The 18,501-nt window shown below is 65.3% G+C and carries 21 protein-coding genes and 1 tRNA gene (1 of these 22 only partly in view); 7 read left to right on the forward strand and 15 right to left on the reverse strand.

The window, feature by feature from the left end; genetic code table 11:
- The 4 genes in view from queF to yaaA are tightly spaced (at most 34 nt apart) and all read right to left on the reverse strand, a layout consistent with a single transcriptional unit that may run on beyond the window.
- Positions 1-790 carry the 5' portion of an NADPH-dependent 7-cyano-7-deazaguanine reductase QueF gene (gene queF / locus G3W89_RS22695; protein WP_162576278.1) on the reverse strand. 68 nt of this gene lie to the left of the window's left edge, so 790 of the gene's 858 nt are visible here — the first part of the coding sequence; it begins with the start codon at positions 788-790; its stop codon lies off the left edge, out of view.
- The gene (locus tag G3W89_RS22700) at positions 787-1,680 is read right to left on the reverse strand and encodes an alpha/beta fold hydrolase (RefSeq protein WP_162576279.1); all 894 of its coding nucleotides are present in this window, start codon (positions 1,678-1,680) and stop codon (positions 787-789) included. The genes queF and G3W89_RS22700 overlap by 4 nt, the downstream gene beginning before the upstream one ends.
- A 34-nt stretch (positions 1,681-1,714) precedes the next feature.
- Entirely contained in the window at positions 1,715-2,557 is an 843-nt protein-coding gene (locus G3W89_RS22705) for a 2OG-Fe(II) oxygenase (protein ID WP_162576280.1), read from the reverse strand.
- Complete coding sequence (gene yaaA, locus G3W89_RS22710; RefSeq protein ID WP_162576281.1) at positions 2,554-3,339, reverse strand: peroxide stress protein YaaA; 786 nt, start codon at positions 3,337-3,339, stop codon at positions 2,554-2,556. The genes G3W89_RS22705 and yaaA overlap by 4 nt, the downstream gene beginning before the upstream one ends.
- Positions 3,340-3,522: 183 nt before the next feature.
- Between yaaA and G3W89_RS22715 the strand changes: the two genes are divergently transcribed.
- Both G3W89_RS22715 and galU read left to right on the forward strand, forming a co-directional pair.
- Positions 3,523-6,393: a valine--tRNA ligase gene (locus tag G3W89_RS22715; RefSeq protein ID WP_162576282.1), complete on the forward strand. Its 2,871-nt coding sequence runs from the start codon at positions 3,523-3,525 to the stop codon at positions 6,391-6,393.
- 86 nt (positions 6,394-6,479) lie between these two features.
- The gene (gene galU / locus G3W89_RS22720) at positions 6,480-7,370 is read left to right on the forward strand and encodes a UTP--glucose-1-phosphate uridylyltransferase GalU (RefSeq protein ID WP_162576283.1); all 891 of its coding nucleotides are present in this window, start codon (positions 6,480-6,482) and stop codon (positions 7,368-7,370) included.
- Here the strand turns inward: galU and G3W89_RS22725 are convergent.
- From G3W89_RS22725 to cysM, 4 genes are read right to left on the reverse strand one after another with little or no spacing between them, the layout of a single operon-like run.
- Positions 7,351-8,469 carry an SGNH/GDSL hydrolase family protein gene (locus tag G3W89_RS22725; protein WP_162576284.1) on the reverse strand — a complete coding sequence of 373 codons (1,119 nt, stop codon included), beginning with the start codon at positions 8,467-8,469 and terminating at the stop codon, positions 7,351-7,353. The two genes, galU and G3W89_RS22725, sit on opposite strands and share 20 nt — an antisense overlap.
- Before the next feature lie 12 nt (positions 8,470-8,481).
- Positions 8,482-8,709 carry a sulfurtransferase TusA family protein gene (locus G3W89_RS22730; protein WP_162576285.1) on the reverse strand — a complete coding sequence of 76 codons (228 nt, stop codon included), beginning with the start codon at positions 8,707-8,709 and terminating at the stop codon, positions 8,482-8,484.
- A 30-nt stretch (positions 8,710-8,739) separates the two neighbouring features.
- Positions 8,740-9,297 (reverse strand): NUDIX domain-containing protein, encoded by a 558-nt coding sequence (locus G3W89_RS22735; protein ID WP_162576286.1) that lies wholly within the window; start codon positions 9,295-9,297, stop codon positions 8,740-8,742.
- A 5-nt stretch (positions 9,298-9,302) separates the two neighbouring features.
- Entirely contained in the window at positions 9,303-10,205 is a 903-nt protein-coding gene (gene cysM, locus G3W89_RS22740) for a cysteine synthase CysM (RefSeq protein WP_162576287.1), read from the reverse strand.
- A 51-nt stretch (positions 10,206-10,256) separates the two neighbouring features.
- On the opposite strand from cysM, the gene G3W89_RS22745 reads away from it, so the two are divergent.
- Positions 10,257-10,341: transfer RNA gene (locus tag G3W89_RS22745), tRNA-Leu, on the forward strand.
- 91 nt (positions 10,342-10,432) lie between these two features.
- Here G3W89_RS22745 and G3W89_RS22750 read toward each other — a convergent pair.
- Together G3W89_RS22750 and G3W89_RS22755 are read right to left on the reverse strand one after the other, a co-directional pair.
- Positions 10,433-10,831, reverse strand: coding sequence for an RNA recognition motif domain-containing protein (locus tag G3W89_RS22750; RefSeq protein ID WP_162576288.1), 399 nt, complete (start codon positions 10,829-10,831; stop codon positions 10,433-10,435).
- Positions 10,832-11,098: 267 nt separating this feature from the next.
- Positions 11,099-11,377: a hypothetical protein gene (locus G3W89_RS22755; protein WP_162576289.1), complete on the reverse strand. Its 279-nt coding sequence runs from the start codon at positions 11,375-11,377 to the stop codon at positions 11,099-11,101.
- Positions 11,378-11,794: 417 nt separating this feature from the next.
- Here G3W89_RS22755 and G3W89_RS22760 point away from each other — a divergent pair, with 417 nt between their 5' ends.
- Positions 11,795-11,950 carry a hypothetical protein gene (locus tag G3W89_RS22760; protein ID WP_162576290.1) on the forward strand — a complete coding sequence of 52 codons (156 nt, stop codon included), beginning with the start codon at positions 11,795-11,797 and terminating at the stop codon, positions 11,948-11,950.
- A gap of 203 nt (positions 11,951-12,153) precedes the next feature.
- Here the strand turns inward: G3W89_RS22760 and G3W89_RS22765 are convergent, their stop codons facing one another.
- Together G3W89_RS22765 and G3W89_RS22770 are read right to left on the reverse strand one after the other, a co-directional pair.
- Complete coding sequence (locus G3W89_RS22765; RefSeq protein WP_162576291.1) at positions 12,154-12,516, reverse strand: response regulator transcription factor; 363 nt, start codon at positions 12,514-12,516, stop codon at positions 12,154-12,156.
- Positions 12,517-12,536: 20 nt separating this feature from the next.
- The gene (locus G3W89_RS22770) at positions 12,537-13,421 is read right to left on the reverse strand and encodes a S1C family serine protease (RefSeq protein ID WP_162576292.1); all 885 of its coding nucleotides are present in this window, start codon (positions 13,419-13,421) and stop codon (positions 12,537-12,539) included.
- Between the two features lie 234 nt (positions 13,422-13,655).
- Between G3W89_RS22770 and G3W89_RS22775 the strand changes: the two genes are divergently transcribed.
- Entirely contained in the window at positions 13,656-14,006 is a 351-nt protein-coding gene (locus G3W89_RS22775; RefSeq protein ID WP_162576293.1) for an alpha/beta hydrolase, read from the forward strand.
- Positions 14,007-14,061: 55 nt separating this feature from the next.
- On the opposite strand, the gene G3W89_RS22780 is transcribed toward G3W89_RS22775, so the two are convergent.
- A complete protein-coding gene (locus G3W89_RS22780) occupies positions 14,062-14,646 on the reverse strand; it encodes a GNAT family N-acetyltransferase (RefSeq protein ID WP_162576294.1) in 585 nt (194 codons plus the stop codon).
- A gap of 42 nt (positions 14,647-14,688) precedes the next feature.
- Positions 14,689-15,612, reverse strand: a complete 924-nt coding sequence (locus tag G3W89_RS22785; protein WP_162576295.1) for an SDR family oxidoreductase — start codon at positions 15,610-15,612, stop codon at positions 14,689-14,691.
- 40 nt (positions 15,613-15,652) lie between these two features.
- On the opposite strand from G3W89_RS22785, the gene G3W89_RS22790 reads away from it, so the two are divergent.
- Positions 15,653-16,717 (forward strand): CDP-6-deoxy-delta-3,4-glucoseen reductase, encoded by a 1,065-nt coding sequence (locus G3W89_RS22790; protein ID WP_162576296.1) that lies wholly within the window; start codon positions 15,653-15,655, stop codon positions 16,715-16,717.
- A gap of 58 nt (positions 16,718-16,775) precedes the next feature.
- Entirely contained in the window at positions 16,776-17,756 is a 981-nt protein-coding gene (locus G3W89_RS22795) for a Bug family tripartite tricarboxylate transporter substrate binding protein (RefSeq protein ID WP_162576297.1), read from the forward strand.
- 27 nt (positions 17,757-17,783) lie between these two features.
- Here G3W89_RS22795 and G3W89_RS22800 read toward each other — a convergent pair whose 3' ends face one another.
- Entirely contained in the window at positions 17,784-18,500 is a 717-nt protein-coding gene (locus G3W89_RS22800) for an ABC transporter ATP-binding protein (protein ID WP_162576298.1), read from the reverse strand.
- Between the last annotated feature and the right edge of the window lies 1 nt (position 18,501).

Raw genomic sequence — 18,501 nt, forward strand, 5'->3', positions numbered from 1 at the left:
CCAAGCCACCGCGTCGTGTGTAGCGCGCATAGACCGCAAGCTTCGTCGGTTGGCAGCGGCGCCAGATGTCCCAGAACATGCGCTCGGCGCAGGGCTCATGAAATTCGTTGTGATTGCGGAAGCTCACGATATAGGCTAGCAAACCCGCCTGGTCGATCGGTGGGCCGCTGTAGCGGACCTGAACGCTGCCCCAGTCCGGCTGCCCGGTTACGAGGCAGTTGCTCTTGAGCAGGCGGCTGCAAAGCGTTTCTGTCACCATGCCCTGTGTCGCATCGCTCGACAGCAACTCCGGCGCGGGCTGGTAGTGCGTGCACTCGATATCGAGCCGATCGAGATCTAGGCCCTCGAGCTCATGCACCTGTTCACGGCCGAACACCTCAGGCGCCAGCAGCCTCACTCCAATACCGGCAGCCCGGCCGCTACCTCTCCACAAAGCTTCACTCAGATCGATGCTCAGATGCTTCTGCACGGCCTGGAAGTCCGTAAACACCGTGCTGTTGAAACTGTTGAGATAGAGCTTGAGGGACTTGCTCTCGATGATGTTAGGCGTCTCGCAAGGTATTGTGAAATGCGCGATGGCCAGCTGCGGCTTGCCGCGCGAATTGAGCCAGCTGAGCTCAAAGGCCGTCCATAGATCCGCGCCGAAGAAGGGCAACGGCTGGGTCGCGATACCCATGGCTTCGCGCTGCGTGGCGCGTGGAATCGGAAACAGAAGCCCGGGCTCATAGCGATCGACATAGGCCGAGGTTCGCCCCAACTGCGATCTTTCAGGTGTGTTGTCGAGGCTCATGCACGCTTCTCGGCGGTCTGCACAAACGGAACGATGTGCTGCAGCAGGATGTCGCACACTGGTGGTGGCAGGTCATGGCCCATGCCAGGCAGCGCGACGAAGCGCGCGTCCGAAATCCGGCGCGCAGTGTCCTGGCCGCAAGCGATCGGCACCAGCGGATCGGCATCGCCGTGCAAGACCAGCGTGGGGCTTGAAATCCGGCCCAGCAAGGCATCGCGACCGCTGTCGGCCCCGATCGCCAGCATCTGCCGCACGATGCCCGCAGGCCGGTAGGCGCGGCGCAGACCGCGGGAAATGCGCTCGGTCAAGGTACGCTCATCTTCGGGATACGCAGGGCTTGCGATCAGTCGGACCACGCCGAGGCTGTGCGCCACCAGCGCTGCCTCGGTCCGGCTGGCCGGCCGACGCATCAGAGCTGCAGCGACGTCGGGCCTCGGGCCCGGCAGGTTGCGCGCGCCGCTCGAGCTCATGATGCTGACGAGGCTCGTCGTGCGCTGCGGTGCGGTGACGGCCAAGCGCTGCGCGATCATGCCGCCCATCGAAGCGCCCAACACATGCGCGCGCCGGATGCCCAGCGCATCAAGCACCCCGAGCGCATCCTCGGCCATGTCCTGCAGCGAATAGACCGAGCGCACCGGCAGACCGATGCGATGCCGGACGCTCTGCCAGAGCAGGTTTCCCGTGGCTGCGTGGTCGAAACCCTGACTCAGGCCGATATCCCGATTGTCGTGGCGCACGACCCGGAACCCGGCGTCGACCAGCGCCCGCACGAACTCGTCAGGCCAGGCGATGAGCTGCATGCCGAGGCCCATGATCAGCAGCACAACCGGCCGGCCTTCGCCACCGCTGTCCTCGACCTCGATCTGGAGCCCGTTGGCTGTGAGTTTCATGATGTCGTCAGTCTCCTGAAAGCCGGCGCAGCGCCTAGCGGAACTCGCGCTCACGCAACCACTTGGTCGCGACCCATTTCTCACCCGCGAGCACCGGGGCGCCCCCATGCAAGGTGTGCGTCGCCGGATCCGGACGCTCATAGCTGAAGAAGACGCCGGTGCCGCGCTTTGGCGCAACTTCGAGGCCCACGTCCGGGAAGGTAGTCGCACCGCCGAGTTCGGGCTCCTGCAGGTACATCACGAGCGTGGCCACGCGCTGACCGCCCCGGCGCAGGATAGTTGGCGTGCCGGGCTCGCCAGGATCGAAGTAGTCGTAGTGCGGCCGGTACTGGGCGCCAGGCGAATAGCGCAGGACTTGCAGGCCCTCGCCGAACTCCAGCGGCCATCGCAGAAGCAACGCGATGCGTTGCTCCATGCGCGCCACGACAGCGTTCTCGCCGCGTTCGAAAAACATTCCGTCGCTGGTGCGATCGACGTTGAGCGCCTCGCCGCCCGTCTGCGTCTCGACCGTGAGGGACCGCGCGAGCCGCTGCCGCGCGGTCTCGATCAGCCCCTCGCATTCCTCGTCCGAGAGCAGGTCGCCGAACACGACGACCCGCGGATGGCGGAGTGTCTGGAGCACTTGCACGCGCCGATCGCCCGCATTGATGTACAGCGGCGCGTTCGACAGATCCGGCCCCGGCATCGAGGTCCGCGCAGCAGGAATGGTCGCGAGGCCTGCCGTCTGCGCCTCGACCTCCGCAAGTGCTGCGCCCGCCGCGTCGTCATGCCAGCCTGCATCACGCATCGAGGCGCGCAGACTGGGGATGGAATGCCCAGCCGCAAGTTGGGTGACAACCCATTCCCGCAATTCGGGGCTGATGGCTTGACTCGTCACACTGATCTCCTTCGAAATACGAAACGCTCCGGGGCCGAAGCCTGGGCGTCGAAGACATAGCCCTCGAGATCGAACTTCTCCAGCACCCTCGGCGTGGAGGCCTTGTGCAGTACGGCCCAGCGTGCCATCAGGCCGCGGGCCCGCTTGGCGAAAAAGCTGATGACCTTGTACTTGCCATTTTTCCATTCCTCGAACACGCACTCCACCACGCGCGCTTTCAGTACCTTCAGGTCCACCGCCCTGAAATATTCCTGCGACGCCAGGTTGATTACCACTGGCGTGCGATCCGCGGCCAGCCGCTGGTTGAGGTACTCGGCAATGCGCGTATTCCAGAAGGCGTAGAGATTCTTGCCGTGCCTGTTGGCCAACTGCGTGCCCATCTCGAGCCGATAAGGCTGGAGCCGGTCCAGTGGCCGCAGCACGCCGTAGAGACCGCTCAGGATGCACACATGCTCGTGCGCCCACCCGAGTTGCGCAGCGCTCAGGGTCTTCGCGTCGAGGCCGCCGTAGACATCGCCATCGAATGCCAGCGCCGCTTGCTTCGCATTGTGAGCCGTGCCTTTCGACACCCAGGCCGCGTAGCGCGTCACATTGAGAGCCGAGAGCTTGTCGGAGAGGCCCATGAGCTCGGCAACTTGCTGCGGCGACTTCCCGCGCAGGATCTTGATGAGTTCTGCAGCAGGACCGCGGGGCCCCTCGAAGTGCGGCTGGGTGGCAGGGAGGGTGCCGGATACGAGGGTTTCGTAGTCGAGCGACTTGGCCGGGGAGAGCAGAAACAGCATCCGCGAATTATCCCCGGGGGCCGAAACGAGGCGGCGTCAAGGGGTTAGAGTGCGCCCGGCCTTGCACACCAGCGCTAAGCTGGTGCTGAACCCCACGGCCTGCGCCGCGCTCGAATAAAATCAGAGGCTTCCTCAACCTACCCGAACGGCATCCTGCGGGATGCCGTTTTCTCTTTGCACCCCATGAGCGACACCTTGTCCCAGCCCGGCCTCGAGAGCCTGTCCAAATCCTTCGAACCCGCCGCCCTCGAGGCGCACTGGGGTCCCGAGTGGGAACGGCGCGGTTACGCGAGAGCAGGCGTACGCGGCACGGGCCAGCCCAAGGATGGCGCGGCATCCTTCGCGATCCAGCTGCCGCCGCCGAACGTGACCGGCACGCTGCATATGGGCCACGCGTTCAACCAGACGATCATGGACAGCCTGACGCGCTACCACCGCATGAAGGGCGACAACACGCTGTGGGTGCCGGGCACCGACCATGCGGGCATCGCGACCCAGATCGTGGTCGAGCGCCAGCTGCAGGAGCAGAAGATCAGCCGCCACGAACTGGGCCGCAGGAACTTCGTGGCACGCGTATGGGAATGGAAGCAGAAGTCGGGCAACACCATCACCAACCAGATGCGGCGCATGGGCGACACGGTGGACTGGAGCCGCGAGTACTTCACGATGGACGAGAAGCTCTCGAAGGTGGTCACCGACACCTTCGTGCGGCTTTACGACGAAGGCCTTATCTATCGCGGCAAGAGGCTGGTCAACTGGGATCCGGTGCTCAAGACCGCGGTGAGCGACCTCGAAGTCGAGAGCGAGGAAGAAGAAGGCTTCCTCTGGCACATCGCCTACCCGCTCGAGGACGGCTCCGGATCGCTCACCGTCGCGACCACGCGCCCCGAAACCATGCTGGGCGACGTAGCCGTGATGGTCCACCCGGAAGACGAGCGGTACAAGGCGTTGATCGGCCGCAAGGTGAGGCTGCCGCTGGTCGACCGCCTGATCCCGGTGATCGCCGACAGTTACGTCGACAAGGAATTCGGCACCGGCGTGGTCAAGGTCACGCCCGCGCACGACCACAACGACTATGCGGTGGGCCAGCGTCATGCACTGCCCATCATCGGCGTGCTGACGCTCGACGCCACCATTAACGACAACGCGCCCGAGAAGTACCGCGGCCTGGATCGCTTCGACGCCCGCAAGTCGGTGGTCGCCGATCTTGAGGCTCTGGGCCTGCTGGTCGAGACCAAGAAGCACAAGCTCATGGTCCCGCGCTGCGCACGCACGGGGGCCGTGGTCGAGCCGATGCTGACCGACCAGTGGTTCGTCGCCATGACCAAGCCCGACGCCGGTGGCCAATCGATCGCGCAGAAGGCCATCGACGCGGTGCGTTCGGGAGAAGTGCGCTTCGTGCCCGAGAATTGGGTCAACACCTACAACCACTGGATGGCGAACATCCAGGATTGGACCATCTCGCGCCAGCTCTGGTGGGGCCACCAGATTCCTGCCTGGTACGACACCGAAGGCAATCTGTACGTTGCGCGCAGCGAAGCAGAAGCCCAGGCCCAGGCGCCAGGCAAGACGCTGGTGCGCGACGAGGACGTACTCGATACCTGGTACTCCGCGGCGCTGGTGCCCTTCTCCTCGCTCGGTTGGCCCGAGAACACGCAGGACTACGACCTGTACCTGCCTTCGAGCGTCCTGGTCACGGGTTACGACATCATCTTCTTCTGGGTCGCACGGATGATCATGATGACGAAGCACTTTACTGGCCGGGTCCCTTTCAGGCATGTCTACATTCACGGACTGGTGCGCGATTCGCACGGTCAGAAGATGAGCAAGTCCGAGGGCAATGTGCTCGACCCCGTGGACCTCATCGACGGCATCGCCCTGCCCGAGCTGCTGGAGAAGCGCACGCAGGGCTTGCGCCGCCCCGAGACCGCGCCGGCCGTGCGCAAGAACACGCAGAAGGAATTCCCCGACGGCATCCCCGCGTTCGGCGCCGACGCACTACGTTTCACCTTTGCCTCGCTGGCCTCACTGGGCCGCAACATCAACTTCGACGCCAAGCGTTGCGAGGGGTATCGCAACTTCTGCAACAAGCTGTGGAATGCGACGCGCTTCGTTCTGATGAACTGCGAAGGTCAGGACTGTGGTCTGCGCGAGCACACCAAGGAAGAATGCGCTTCGGGTGGTCCGGCCCATGGCTACCTCAAGTTCAGCCAGGCCGACCGCTGGATCGCCTCGCAGCTGCAGCGCGTCGAGGGCGAGGTTGCCAAGGGCTTCGAAGAATACCGGCTCGATAACGTCGCCAATGCGATTTATCAGTTCGCATGGGACGAGTTCTGCGACTGGTACCTCGAGATCGCCAAGGTCCAGATCCAACAGGGCGAGCCCGCCCAGCAGCGTGCCACCCGCCGCACGCTGATCCGCACACTCGAGGCGTTGCTACGCCTGGCGCATCCGCTGATCCCCTTCATCACCGAGGAGCTCTGGCAAAAAGTTGCGCCGGTGGCCGGCCGGCATGGCGAGTCCGTGATGATCGCCCCCTATCCGCAAAGCCAACCCGAGAAGATCGACGAGGCCGCCGAGGCGTATGTTGCGCGGCTCAAATCGCTGGTCGATGCTTGCCGCACGCTCCGAGGCGAGATGAACGTGTCGCCCGCCATGCGTCTGCCGCTCTATGCCGTGGCCGACACCACGGACGGCAACGCCTTCTTGCGCGAGGCGGCGCCGGTACTGCAGGCGCTCGCCAAGCTCAAGGAAGTGAAGGTCTTCGACGAAGAGGCGAGCTGGGCCGCAGCAGCCGAGGCGGCCCCGGTCGCCGTGGTAGGCGATGTGCGGCTATGCCTGCACATGGAGATCGACAAGGCCGCCGAAAGAGCCCGCATCGGCAAGGAGATCGCACGCGTCGACGGCGAGATCGCCAAGGTCAAGGCCAAGCTGGGCAATGAAGCCTTCGTCGCCAAGGCGCCGGCGGCGGTGATCGAGCAGGAGCGCAAGCGACTGGCGGACTTCAGCGCCACCCTGGAGCGGCTGCGCGACCAGCTTGTGCGCCTCGGCTGACACATCCTGGATACGGAGAGCTTTAGTATTCGAGTCTGGCGCCCGGCGCCGCCCTCCTTCGATTCACCGACCCCAACGCTAAGCCCATGTCTACTTCCACCAAGCGCATTCGCAAGGCCGTGTTTCCCGTCGCCGGCTTCGGCACCCGGTTCCTGCCAGCCACCAAGGCACAACCCAAGGAAATGCTGCCGGTGGTCGACAAGCCGCTCATCCAGTACGCCGTCGAGGAGGCCTATGCTGCCGGCATCCGCGACATGATCTTCGTGACCGGCCGCAACAAGCGCGCCATCGAGGATCACTACGACACCGCTTACGAGTTGGAGAGCCAGCTCGAGGCCAGCAACAAGTTGGAGCTCCTCAAGATCGCCCAATCGGTGATGCCGGACGACATGACCTGTTCGTACGTGCGCCAGCCGCGCATGCTGGGCCTGGGCCACGCCGTGCTGTGCGCCGAGCATCTCGTCGGCGACGAACCCTTCGCCGTGCTTCTGGCGGACGACCTGATGGTCGGCCCCGACGGGGGCGAGCCCGTGCTGGCGCAGATGACGCGGGCCTTCGCCCGGCTCGGCGGCTCCGTGCTGGCGGTACAGGAGGTGCCACTGGAGCAGGTCAAGCGGTACGGCATCGTGGCAGGCGATGCGGTAGAGGAAGGCCTCGTCAAGGTCAATCGCATGGTCGAGAAGCCCAAGCCCGAGGACGCACCCTCGCGGCTCGGCGTGGCGGGCCGCTACATCCTGACGCCCGGCGTGTTCGATGAGATTCGCAGCCAGCCCAAGGGCGCCGGCGGCGAGATCCAGCTGACGGACGGCATCGCATCGTTGATGAAGAAGGAAGCGGTCTACGCGTACTCGTACCAGGGCGTGCGCTACGACTGCGGCAGCAAGGAGGGCTTCCTGCAGGCCAGCGTAGAACTTGCGCTCGCGCACCCGGAGGTCGGTGCCCAGTTCCGGGCCTACCTCAAGACCCTGGAGCTTTAGGGGGCGCCGCCGCCGTCAGCGGCTCGAGGAAGCGGCGCAGCTCTTCGTCCTGTATGGGGGCGAGCGGCAGACCGAACGCCTCGCGCAGGCGCGCCACCAGTGCCTGTGCCCACAGCGCGTTCCACACCAAGCCTGGATGCAGGTCCGCGAGGACCGAGTTGTGCGGCTCATCCCCGATGGTGTTCGTCACACGCAGTGCCGGGCCGATCTGCACCGTCTTGTAGTCCGGCTTGCCTTCGGCATTTCGCGAGCCCCAGTGGGCCTCGAACCAGGCCACGTCATCGAAATAGGCCAGGCGCGCGTCGCCCTCGGTCAAGCGACGGATGGCGGCATTGAAGGCCTCGAGCGCGACCCCGATGTTGCGAGACTCCTTTGCTGACTGCCAACGGTCGAAGTTTGCGGGGTCGTCCGCCTCGTTGCCGATGCCCACCAGCAGGATGCGGGTGGCCGGGTGCGAAGCGTGGATCCGCCTGACCGCCGCACCGATTTCGCCCGCGCAGTAGTCCCTGACCTTGCGCAACTCGGGCGCCTCAGGATCTTTTGCCTGAATGTCGAGCAGGCCAGCCCAGTTGTTGATGCCGATTCGGACCACCACCACGCCGCGCCTCCAGCGCTCGGGCTCCTCGTCCATCAACGCGACCAGCCGCGGCACCTGCCGAAAGCGCCCTTGCATAAGATTCTTGCAGGCAGCGCCGGAGTTGGCGAAGTTGTAGAGATAGTCTTCCTTGCGTGGCGCCCGTCCGCCTGGCAGCCCCATCCATTCGCGCGCCAACGCCACCACGCCCGGCCGACCCCAGCGCATCCAGGGGCCTGGATCGAGCTGTTGGCTGCGCAGGCGCACCAGGACTTCTGTCCATTGGAAGGTGCGCGGACGGAAGGCGCCGCCGCGCTCGGTACTGTCCGCGGGAAACCAGGCATTGTCCTGGTAGGAGTGGCTGTTGGAATCACCCAGCACGGCGAATGGGATCGCGTCTGATGCGGGGGTGGAACGCGCAGGTGTGTCGTGCGTCATGCCATCGCTCCACAAGGCCAGCACGAGCGCCCCGGCCGCCATTGCCAGCACCAAGCCACCAGTGGCGAAGCGGGCGCTGCGCTTCACGGCGGAACACCCTCAGCGGCGACGCAGGACGTGGATGAAGTCGGTTCCCGCCGTCTGCTGATCCACCAGGTCGTTGCCGGTCTGGCGGGCGAAGGCCTGAAAATCACGCACCGAGCCAGGGTCGGTGGAGATCACCTTGAGCAGTTGCCCGCTCTGCATCTCGTTCAGCGACTTTTTCGCCTTGAGGATGGGTAGCGGGCAGTTGAGTCCGCGCGTGTCGATTTCTTTTTGGATGTCCATCGGTGTTCCTTCTGGCGGGCTGCCGGGATTCTAGGAGGCGGCCGTTGCGTCGGATCCAGGCGTCACAGGCCTGGGCCATTCGATGAACTGCGGCTCGTGCCCGCGTGTGCGCAGCCAATCGGCAAGGGCATAGCCGGTGCCTGCCGGCCAGCAGCGTAACGCAGCCAGGTCGTACAGCCGGTAGTCGACCAGTTCGGGCGAAAGCCGCACCTCGCCGTCGGCCACTGCGTGATAGGCGATGATCACCTGGTTCATGCGCTGGAAGTCGTAGACGCCGACCAGATCGAGGGTAATGGTGTCGAGGTTGGTTTCTTCCTTGATCTCGCGTGCGATGCCTTCCTGCGGCGTCTCGCCGGCCTCCATGAAGCCGGTGATCAGCGCATACATCTTGTGCGCCCACGCGGCGTTGCGCGCCAGCAGCACCTGGCCACGATATTCAATGATCGCAGCCAGCACCGGGGTCGGATTGTTCCAATGGGTCCATCCGCAAGCCGCGCAGCGCAGGCGCGATTTGGGTCCTCCGTCTTCCGCCAGCTCGATGCGCGAGAGCGCCGTTGCACAGGCCGTACAGAACCTGGGATCAACCATCGCGCTCACGCCGGGAAAACGCCGGTGGAGAGGTACCGGTCGCCACGGTCGCAGACCACGAACACGATCGTCGCGTTCTCTACCTTCTTGGCGGTCTCGAGCGCCACCCACAGCGCCCCAGCCGACGAGATGCCCGCAAAGATGCCCTCCTCGCGCGCCAGCCGCCGGCACATTTCCTCGGCCTGGTCCTGGCTCACGTGGACCAGTTGATCGACACGGCTGGGCTCATAGATCTTGGGCAGGTACTCCTCGGGCCACTTGCGGATGCCCGGGATACGCGAGCCCTCCTCGGGCTGCGCGCCGATGATGCGCACCGCGGGGTTCTGCTCTTTCAAGAAATGCGAGACGCCGGTGATGGTCCCCGTGGTGCCCATTGCGCTCACGAAATGGGTAATGCGCCCGCCCGTGTCCGCCCAGATCTCGGGCCCGGTGGTCTCGTAGTGGATGCGCGGATTGTCGGGGTTGGCAAACTGGTCGAGCACCCGGCCCTTGCCGTGCGCCACCATCTGCTCGGCGAGGTCGCGTGCGTACTCCATGCCGCCGCTCTTGGGCGTGAGCACCAGCTCGGCGCCGAACGCCTTCATGGTCTGGGCACGCTCGACCGAGAGGTCTTCCGGCATGATCAGCACCATGCGATAGCCCTTGATGGCCGCCGCCATCGCGAGCGCAATCCCGGTATTGCCTGAAGTGGCCTCGATCAGCGTGTCCCCAGGCTTGATCTCACCGCGCTCCTCCGCACGCTTGATCATCGAGAGCGCCGGGCGATCTTTCACCGACCCAGCAGGGTTGTTGCCTTCCAGCTTGCCCAGGATCACGTTGCCGCGCGTCGAGTTCTCGGCTGCATCGATGCGCTGCAGCGCGACCAGCGGCGTCTTGCCGATCGCACCCTCGATCGTTGGATAGTTCACATTTGCCATGCTAGGCACTGTGCCATAATTTTGAGCTCTCTTCCTTCCCCTGCCCGGGTGGTGAAATTGGTAGACGCAGGGGACTCAAAATCCCCCGCCGCAAGGCGTGCCGGTTCGATTCCGGCCCCGGGCACCACGAACCAGGCTGCGCGCCCTGACGGCGGCCCAGCGACGCAACCATAAAAAAAGGCTCCCGAGGGAGCCTTTTTACTGAAGCAGACAAGCGCTCAGTAGCCGCCGCGGCCACCGCCGCCATAGCCGCCACCGCCACTGCGGCCGCCGCCACCACCACCGTAGCCGCCACCGCCGCCACCACCACCGTAGCCACCGCCGCCGCTGCGGCCACCGCCGCCGCCGAAGCCGCCGGGCGAACGGGGCTCCATCGGACGGGCTTCGTTGACAGTCAGGGCACGACCTTCCAGCGATTGGCCGTTCAGGCCTTCGATGGCTGCGAGCGCTTCCGAATCGGTGCCCATTTCGACGAAGCCGAAGCCCTTGGAGCGACCGCTGTCGCGTTCCATCATGACTTTGGCGCTGGCAACGGAACCGTAGGCGGCAAACGCCTGTTCCAGATGGTTGTCGCGGACGGAATAGGCGAGGTTGCCTACGTAAAGTTTCTTGCCCATGGAGGACTCCTAATCAAACCAAAAAAACAATCGATGGAGTCCCAGAGTCACAACAAGCAAGGATGCGCAGTGGCGCGAAACTGAACCGATTACCCAATACGAAGCCAAAGCGAACTAAAGCGACGCCCCGGCATTGTCGCGCACTTCTCGGCGTCGCGGTCAAGAATCCTATAAAGGGAAACGCTTAGTTCTCCGCGGCACCCCGATCGGCGCGTTTTCCAGCACGCGTCGCCCAGATGCAGCGCGCCTGCCGGATCTGCGCCCTCCTTAAGCCTTTGCCTGCGCCTCCAGCCGTCGATTGGCGTCCAGCGCGTAGAGCACGGCCTTCTCATCCTGGCCCTTGCCCGATGCATCCCCGATCGGCATCTGCGCCGAGCCGTAGAGCTCGCGTTCCAGCCGCTTCGCACGCTCGGAATACATGCGGGCCAACGCGCCATGATGTTCCGCAGCCGCCTGGTGCTCGATGCGAGCCAAATGAGCTTCCTCCAGCAGGGTCATGACGCGCCGCAGATGGCCATTTCGGTTGGGTTGGAAAAAACTGAACATCGCATCCTCCATCGCAAGCCAACGGGAACTCTTTGTAACTGCAGTCGCCCGATCCGCCCTGTAGGTCCAGCGCTCTTGTGCGATGTTGTTATGAATTAGTTCTCAGTTTTACCCAAGATCTGCGCTTGTCATTCTGCAAACAAACTACCGCTTTGATCGCCCCGTCTTTGAGCATGTTCTCCAACTGAGGGCTCATGGGCGGTGATTTGCCGGACCGAACTATCGGTCCGACCCCGCGCGACAAACGTACGCAACCTCGGAGGAAACCCGTCCAACCCATACTGTCATCCAATGTCGACGCCCACAGGCCGGATGCGGCGGACACGCGTTGCGCTCTCGAACCGACGAGTGGCCGCTCCCTCGGCCGCTGGCTCGCGGCACCCTTCGTGCCTATACCTGCAACATTGGAGGCACGTCATGGACAAGATCATCCTGGACTCGGCGGGCGATGGCCGCTGCTATGAATGTCTGGGGCTGCACGGCTCCCGCATCCTGACCCGCAGCCATGTGGAAGCCTGCTTCTGGCATTCACTCGGGTATGTCGTGCTTCACTATTCGCACTGGCCGGCGTGAAGCCGTCAAGCACGCCCTTCGCCCTTCAGGGAGAACAAACATGCTGATCGTCATGAGGACCGTTCCCAGGGCGCAGGACGCGCGCCTGGTCGTAGCGTGCATACGCGCCTGCATCTGGGCGTCCGTCGAAGGACGTCCCTTCTGTCCGCTGCGCCAGGACTGAACAGATCATCCGGTGGCCTGCCACTTGGCAGGCCCTTCGCCTAAAGATGGAGAACGCCCAGCCGCGCTGCCTGCGCGACCGCATCGGTCCTGCCTGTGGCGTCGAGCTTGTCGATCAGCGAACCCACATGGAACTTCGCGGTGTGCACCGAGATGCCGAGACGCCGGGCAATGAGCTTGTTCGATGCGCCCTCGGCCACCAGGGCAAGCACTTCCAACTCGCGCCGGGTCAGGGCTGAGTCCATCGCTTTGCCCCGCTGCGCCGCCTCTGGCAGCACCACGGCCACGTCGGCCGTCTCGCCACCCTGGGCCACGCGGATGTCAGGCGCCACGGCCAGAGCGGCGGCAAGGCGCTGCGACAAGGCCTCGTCCTCGATCTCGAGGGCGACCACGATCGGCTTCATAGCGGCATTGTCGACCGCACTCAATCTGCCGGCCGCTCCCCCACCGTCAGCCGTGCCTCCATTGCCTCGCCTGCGCGCCGCAGAGACAGCACGAGGACCGTCCCTACGCTCGCCGGACCCAGGGCGCGCAGCAGCAGGGGCACGCTGCGAATCGGCTGCCCGTTCAATGCCACGATGACGTCGCCCTGCCGAACCCCGGCCGATGCGCCGGGCCCCGGCTCCGCGACGCTCATCACCATCGCGCCGACACTCCCTGCGTCCACTCGCACCGGCTGCAGGCTCAGCCCGAGATAACCGCGCGGGATGCGGCCGTGCGACAGAAGCTGCGCGGCAACGCGCTCGATCGTGGCCGCGGGGATGAGCAGCACGCGCCGTCGCGGACCGAACACCGCCATGCCGGCCGCATGACCCTTTGCATTGAGCACGATGCCTCCCTCCGCGCCGAGTTGCAGCTGCAGGTCGAGCTCGACGCGCGCGTCGATCTCCCCACCGCGCAGGCTGCGCCATGCCGGCCCGGCCAGCGAGACCAGCCCGCCCGCCACCAGTGGCAGGCCCTCGCGCGCGCCGACGGCGAGCACCATCTCGCCGGCACGCAGCGGCCCGGCATCGAAGACCACCGGCGGCGCCGTTACGCCATCGCAGCGCAGCAGCAGCACATCGGTAGTGGGGTCGCGCCCCGCTACCTTGGCCGCGACCATCGCGCCGCCGGACAGCTGGAGTTCGGCCTCCTCGTCTTCCGGCAGACCTTCCTCGGAAGTCACGACCCATCCGGGCCGCCAAACGAATCCGCTGGCGCGCGCGTTGCGCGTCTGGATCGCGAGCACGCTGGCCGCGACGGCGCTCACAGCATCGGCCGCCGAAGTCGACATCACCTCAAGCGGAGACGGGGAAAAAACCTTCGACATCGCAGCTCCTTGAATGCTCAGCATTGTCGAAAGCTCGCCGCCGCGTGGCTACTGCCCGGTTGGGCAGGACGCGCTTCAAGAGAGCTCACGCGTGCCGCGCAGCGTCACGCGCTCCGCTGGGCAATGCCTCGATTGTTTCCAGCCTGCGAACACCGCGGTTCAAAGCACGGTGTTTTTTCGAGGGGCGTTCGTCTCAAACTAGTCCCCATCGACAACCCATCTGAAGGACCTGAAATGAATGCCTCGAAACTCATCGCTACTGCAGCCTTTTCGCTTCTGGCCGTCGCCGGGGCACAAGCTGAAACCTACGAAGGCGTGCACTCGCTGACCTCCTCGGCCAGCCGAAGCGAAGTGGCCACGCAAGCGGTTGCGGCCGCGCGCGCCGGCAACCTCTATGCCGACGGCGCAAGTGCCGGCGCTCAGACCTTCGACTCTACGGCCGATCGCTCTCAAGTGCGTGCGGAAGCCGTAGCCAAGGCACACGATCCGTTCGCGAGCCTCGACCGCCGCGCCTTCTATCGCGACGAAGTCCCCGCCGCTTACAAGAGGCCGAAGGTGTCGTTCACGCGTCAGGCGGGCCTCTGAGCCCTGGACGAGTGAAAAGCGAATAGAAGAAGACGGGCCTCACGGCCCGTTTTGTTTAACGCCGTGCTTGCACGGTAGAGGCGCGCCACGCCTTTTTCGATAGCCTGTAGAGGACATGCCGCAGCAGGCGATGGTTTGCGGGCACCCGCGGATGGTTGAAATCGTCGGCTGGTGAGTGCGTCATGCCAAGCCGCTGCATGACGGCACGCGAGCGTGTATTGGCCGGCACGGTGAAAGCAACGATCTCGTCCAGTCCCGCCCTCTCGAAGCCGAAGGCCAGCGCAGCGCGGGCCGCTTCGGTTGCGAAGCCGCGGCCCCAGAAGGCAGGGGCCAGGCGCCAGCCGATCTCCACGCATGGCGTGAATGGTGCGCTGAAGCCGGGCACCAGCAAACCGACTGCGCCCACCAGAGGCGCGACACCCGGCGCCTCCACCGCCCAGAGGCCGAAGCCCTCGCGCTCGAAGTGGGCGGCGATGCGCGCGACCAGCGCGTCGCTCTCGGCACGGGTCAACCGATGCAGCAGGTACTGTGTCGCGCGCTCATCCGCATTCAGGCGAGCGAAGGGCTCGAGGTCCTCGTCCTGCCAAGGGCGAAGGATCAGGCGCGAAGTGATCAGACGTGTGGCGTGAGTTGGCGGCATGCTGTTGCGCTTTCTCAGTTCTGGGTCGGTTCTTTGAACTGTTCAGGGCAGCAGGCCCGTGGCAACGGTCGGATACTGCAAGCGCACCCGCAGCTCTTGCTTGAGCCGCTTGTTGTCCAGCCGGCGTGACTCGCTCATGAAGCTCATCTGAGACAAAGGCAATTGCGTCCGGGCTTCCTCGCGCGTGATGCGAGGCGGGCGCGGCAGGCCATAGAGATCGGCCGCGAGATCCATGTAGTCGCCGATCTTGAGGTCGCTGTCGTCGTTCACATGGAACACGCGCTGAGGGCCGCCGCGCCACAGCGCCGCCACGCACGCGCGCGCCAGGTCGTCGGCGTGGATGTGATTGGTGTAGACGTCGTCCTCGGTGCGCAGCACCGGCGTGCGCTTGTGCAGTCGCTCGCGCGGGGTGCCGCCTTCGCGATCCGGCGCGTAGATGCCGGGAATGCGCAGGATGCGCGTGGCGACGCCGGCGCGGCCCAGCCAGCGCACGACCCGCTCGGCATCGACGCGGCGGTGCGCCCGCGCCGTGTCGGGCCGCACTGGGCGTGTCTCGTCGACGCGCGCCCCGCCGCAGTCACCGTAGACGCCGCTGGTCGAGCCATAAACGAGTGCAGCCGGCAGCGTGCGCAGGCGCAGTGCCCGCACCAGCGAGGAAGTGCGGGCGTCACGCCACCAGTGCGCGCCTTCGACGCGGGGGGGCGGCGCGAGGTGCAGCACGCGCGTGGCCAGACCCGAGAGGCGGCGCAAGGTCGCCGGCCGATCGAGATCGGCCACGATCGGCGTGAGGCCGGCCTCCCGCAGCGCGACCACCCGGTCGGGCGAAGAGGTCAGCGCGATCAGGCGTACGCGGCCGCGCAGGGCGCTTGCCGCCCGCAGGCCGACGTCGCCGCAGCCGACCACGAGCACGCGCTCGCGGCGAAAGCGGGTAGGCCTGCTGCCGAACGGGCTGTTGAATGCGGGCAAAATCGGTTCCCTTTTGCTGAACAAGAGTCGAAGAATACCCATGACGAGCGCAGCGCCGGACGAGGCGGGCTTTCACATCACGGTCGAGCCGAGTGGACGGCATTTCATCGCGCACGCAGACGAAACCATTCTCGCGGCCGGCATCCGCCAGGGCATCGGCCTGCCCTACGGCTGCAAGGACGGCGCCTGCGGTTCCTGCAAGTGCAAGAAGCTCTCCGGCGAGATCACGCTGCGCATGCATCAGAGCAAGGCGCTGAGCGCGGAAGAAGAGGCGGCTGGCTATGTGCTGACCTGCTGCGCGACAGCACGCAGCGATGTGGTGCTGGAATCGCGCCAGGTCACCGACGCCAATGCCTTCCCGATCCGCAAGATGCCGGTGCGCGTGCAGTCCATCGTCAAGAAGTCACACGACGTGGTGATGCTGCGCCTGCAGCTGCCGGCGGGCGAGCCGCTGCAGTTCCACGCGGGCCAGTACGTCGAGTTCATCCTGCGCGACGGCACGCGGCGCAGTTACTCGATGGCGAATGCGCCGCACACCCTGGGCGTGCCGGGCACCGGCATCGAGTTGCACATCCGGCATCTGCCCGGTGGCAAGTTCACGGACCACGTGTTCGGTGCCATGAAGGAAAAGGAGATCCTGCGGATCGAGGGACCGTACGGCAGCTTCTTCCTGCGCGAGGACTCCGACAAGCCGATGATCCTGCTGGCCTCGGGCACCGGCTTCGCGCCAATCAAGGCGCTGCTGGAGCACATGAAGTTCAAGGCCATCGATCGGCCGGCCGTTCTCTACTGGGGCGGGCGGCGGCCCGAAGACCTGTACATGGATGACTGGGTGCGGTCGGCGATGGAGGCAATGCCCGGCTTGCGCTATGTCCCGGTGATCTCGAATGCAGTGCCAGACGACGATTGGCGCGGACGGACCGGCTTCGTGCACGCGGCGGTCATGGAGGACTTCACGGACCTGTCCGCCCATCAGGTGTACGCCTGCGGCGCGCCCATCGTGGTCGAGTCGGCGAAGCGGGACTACGTGGCACAGCGAGGGTTGCCGGAGGACGAGTTTTTCGCGGATGCGTTCACGACCGAGGCGGACAAGGCGCAGCCTTGAGCGGGAGAGGGAGTAATACCGAGGCCTCGCCGCTTCGTGTCCACGCACAATCGGATGTATGAAAACCAGAGACTTCCTCCTCACCCTCCTCGCCTCCACGGCCCTCCTCGCCACCACCACCCACGTTTCCGCCCAGTCGGCACAACACCCTATCCGGCTGGTGGTCCCCTACGCTGCCGGCGGTCCGATCGATGTCACCGCCCGCGTACTGGCCGAGCGGGTAAAGGACACACTCGGGCCCGTCATCATCGACAACAAGCCAGGCGCTGGCGGCAACATCGGTGCCGACGCGGTCGCGAAGGCTGCACCTGACGGCCTCACGATCGGCATCGCGGCGACCGCCACCAACGCGGTCAACCCGTGGCTCTACAGCAGGATGCCCTTCGACGCCGCCACTGCCTTCGCGCCCATTACGCAGATGGTGCGGGTGCCGAACGTGCTGGTGATGAATGCAGAAACCGCGCAGCGCCTGAAGATCAACAACCTGCGCGACCTGATCGCCTACGCCAAGGCCAACCCCGGCAAGCTCAACTACGGCAGCGGCGGCAACGGCAGCGCCGGCCACCTGGCGGGCGAGATGTTCAAGAAGGAAGCCGGCATCTTCGCCGTGCATATTCCCTACAACGGCGGCAATCCGGCGCAGCTTGCACTGCTCTCAGGCCAGGTCGACTTCAACTTCGACAATCTCGCGACCGCGGCGCCGAACATCCGCTCGGGCAAGCTGAAAGCAATCGCGGTGACCACCGCCGAGCGCAGCAGCGCGCTCCCCGAGGTGCCGACAGTTGCCAGCACGCTCAAGGGCTTCGCCATCGACACATGGTGGGGCCTGGTGGCACCGGCCGGCACGCCGGCGCCTGTGCTGGACAAGCTCAACCGCGCCTTCGTCGCGGCGCTCAACTCGCCCGAGACGAAGACCCGCTTCGCCTCGCTGCTGGCCGAGCCGGTCGCGAACACGCCGGATCAGTTCGGCGCCTTCATGAAAGGCGAACTCGCGAAGTACGAGAAGGTGGTCAAGGCCACTGGCGCGAAGGTCGATTGAGGTCAGCCGCCGCAGCGGCACCTGGGCCTATTCACCCAGGTACGCCGCGCGAACTTTTGGATCGCTCAGCATCACCTTCGCATCGCCGCTCATGGTGATCAACCCCGATTCCATGACGTAGCCGCGATCGGCCAGCTGCAAGGCGCGGCTGGCGTTCTGCTCCACCAGCAACACGGTGACACCCTGAGCGTAGACCTGCTTCACCACCTCGAAGATCTTGTCGACCATGATCGGCGACAAGCCCATCGAGGGCTCGTCGAGCAACAGGACCTTGGGGCGTGCCATCAGCGCCCGGCCCATCGCCAGCATCTGCTGCTCGCCGCCGGACATCGTGCCGGCCAGCTGCGTGGCGCGCTCCTTCAAGCGTGGGAAGGTGGCGAACACGCGGTCGATGTCCTTGGCGATCTCGGCTTTGTCCTTGCGGATGTAGGCGCCGATCTGCAGGTTCTCGGTGATGGTCATGCGCGTGAACACGCCGCGCCCCTCGGGCACCATCACCAGGCCTTCGCCCACCAGATCCCAGGCGCCCCGGCCCTTGATGCTCTTGCCGAGGAACTCGATGCCACCGGCGATGAAGGGCAAGGTTCCGGTGATGGCCTTCATGGTGGTGGTTTTACCGGCGCCGTTGGAGCCGATGAGGGAGACGAGCTCACCTTCTCGCACCTCGAAATCGATGCCCTTTACCGCCTGGATGCCGCCGTAGGCGACCTTCAGGCCGCTCACTTTCAAAAGCGTTTGTGCCATT

Origin of the sequence: Variovorax sp. PBL-H6, assembly GCF_901827155.1 — a bacterium.
Lineage (GTDB): Bacteria > Pseudomonadota > Gammaproteobacteria > Burkholderiales > Burkholderiaceae_C > Variovorax.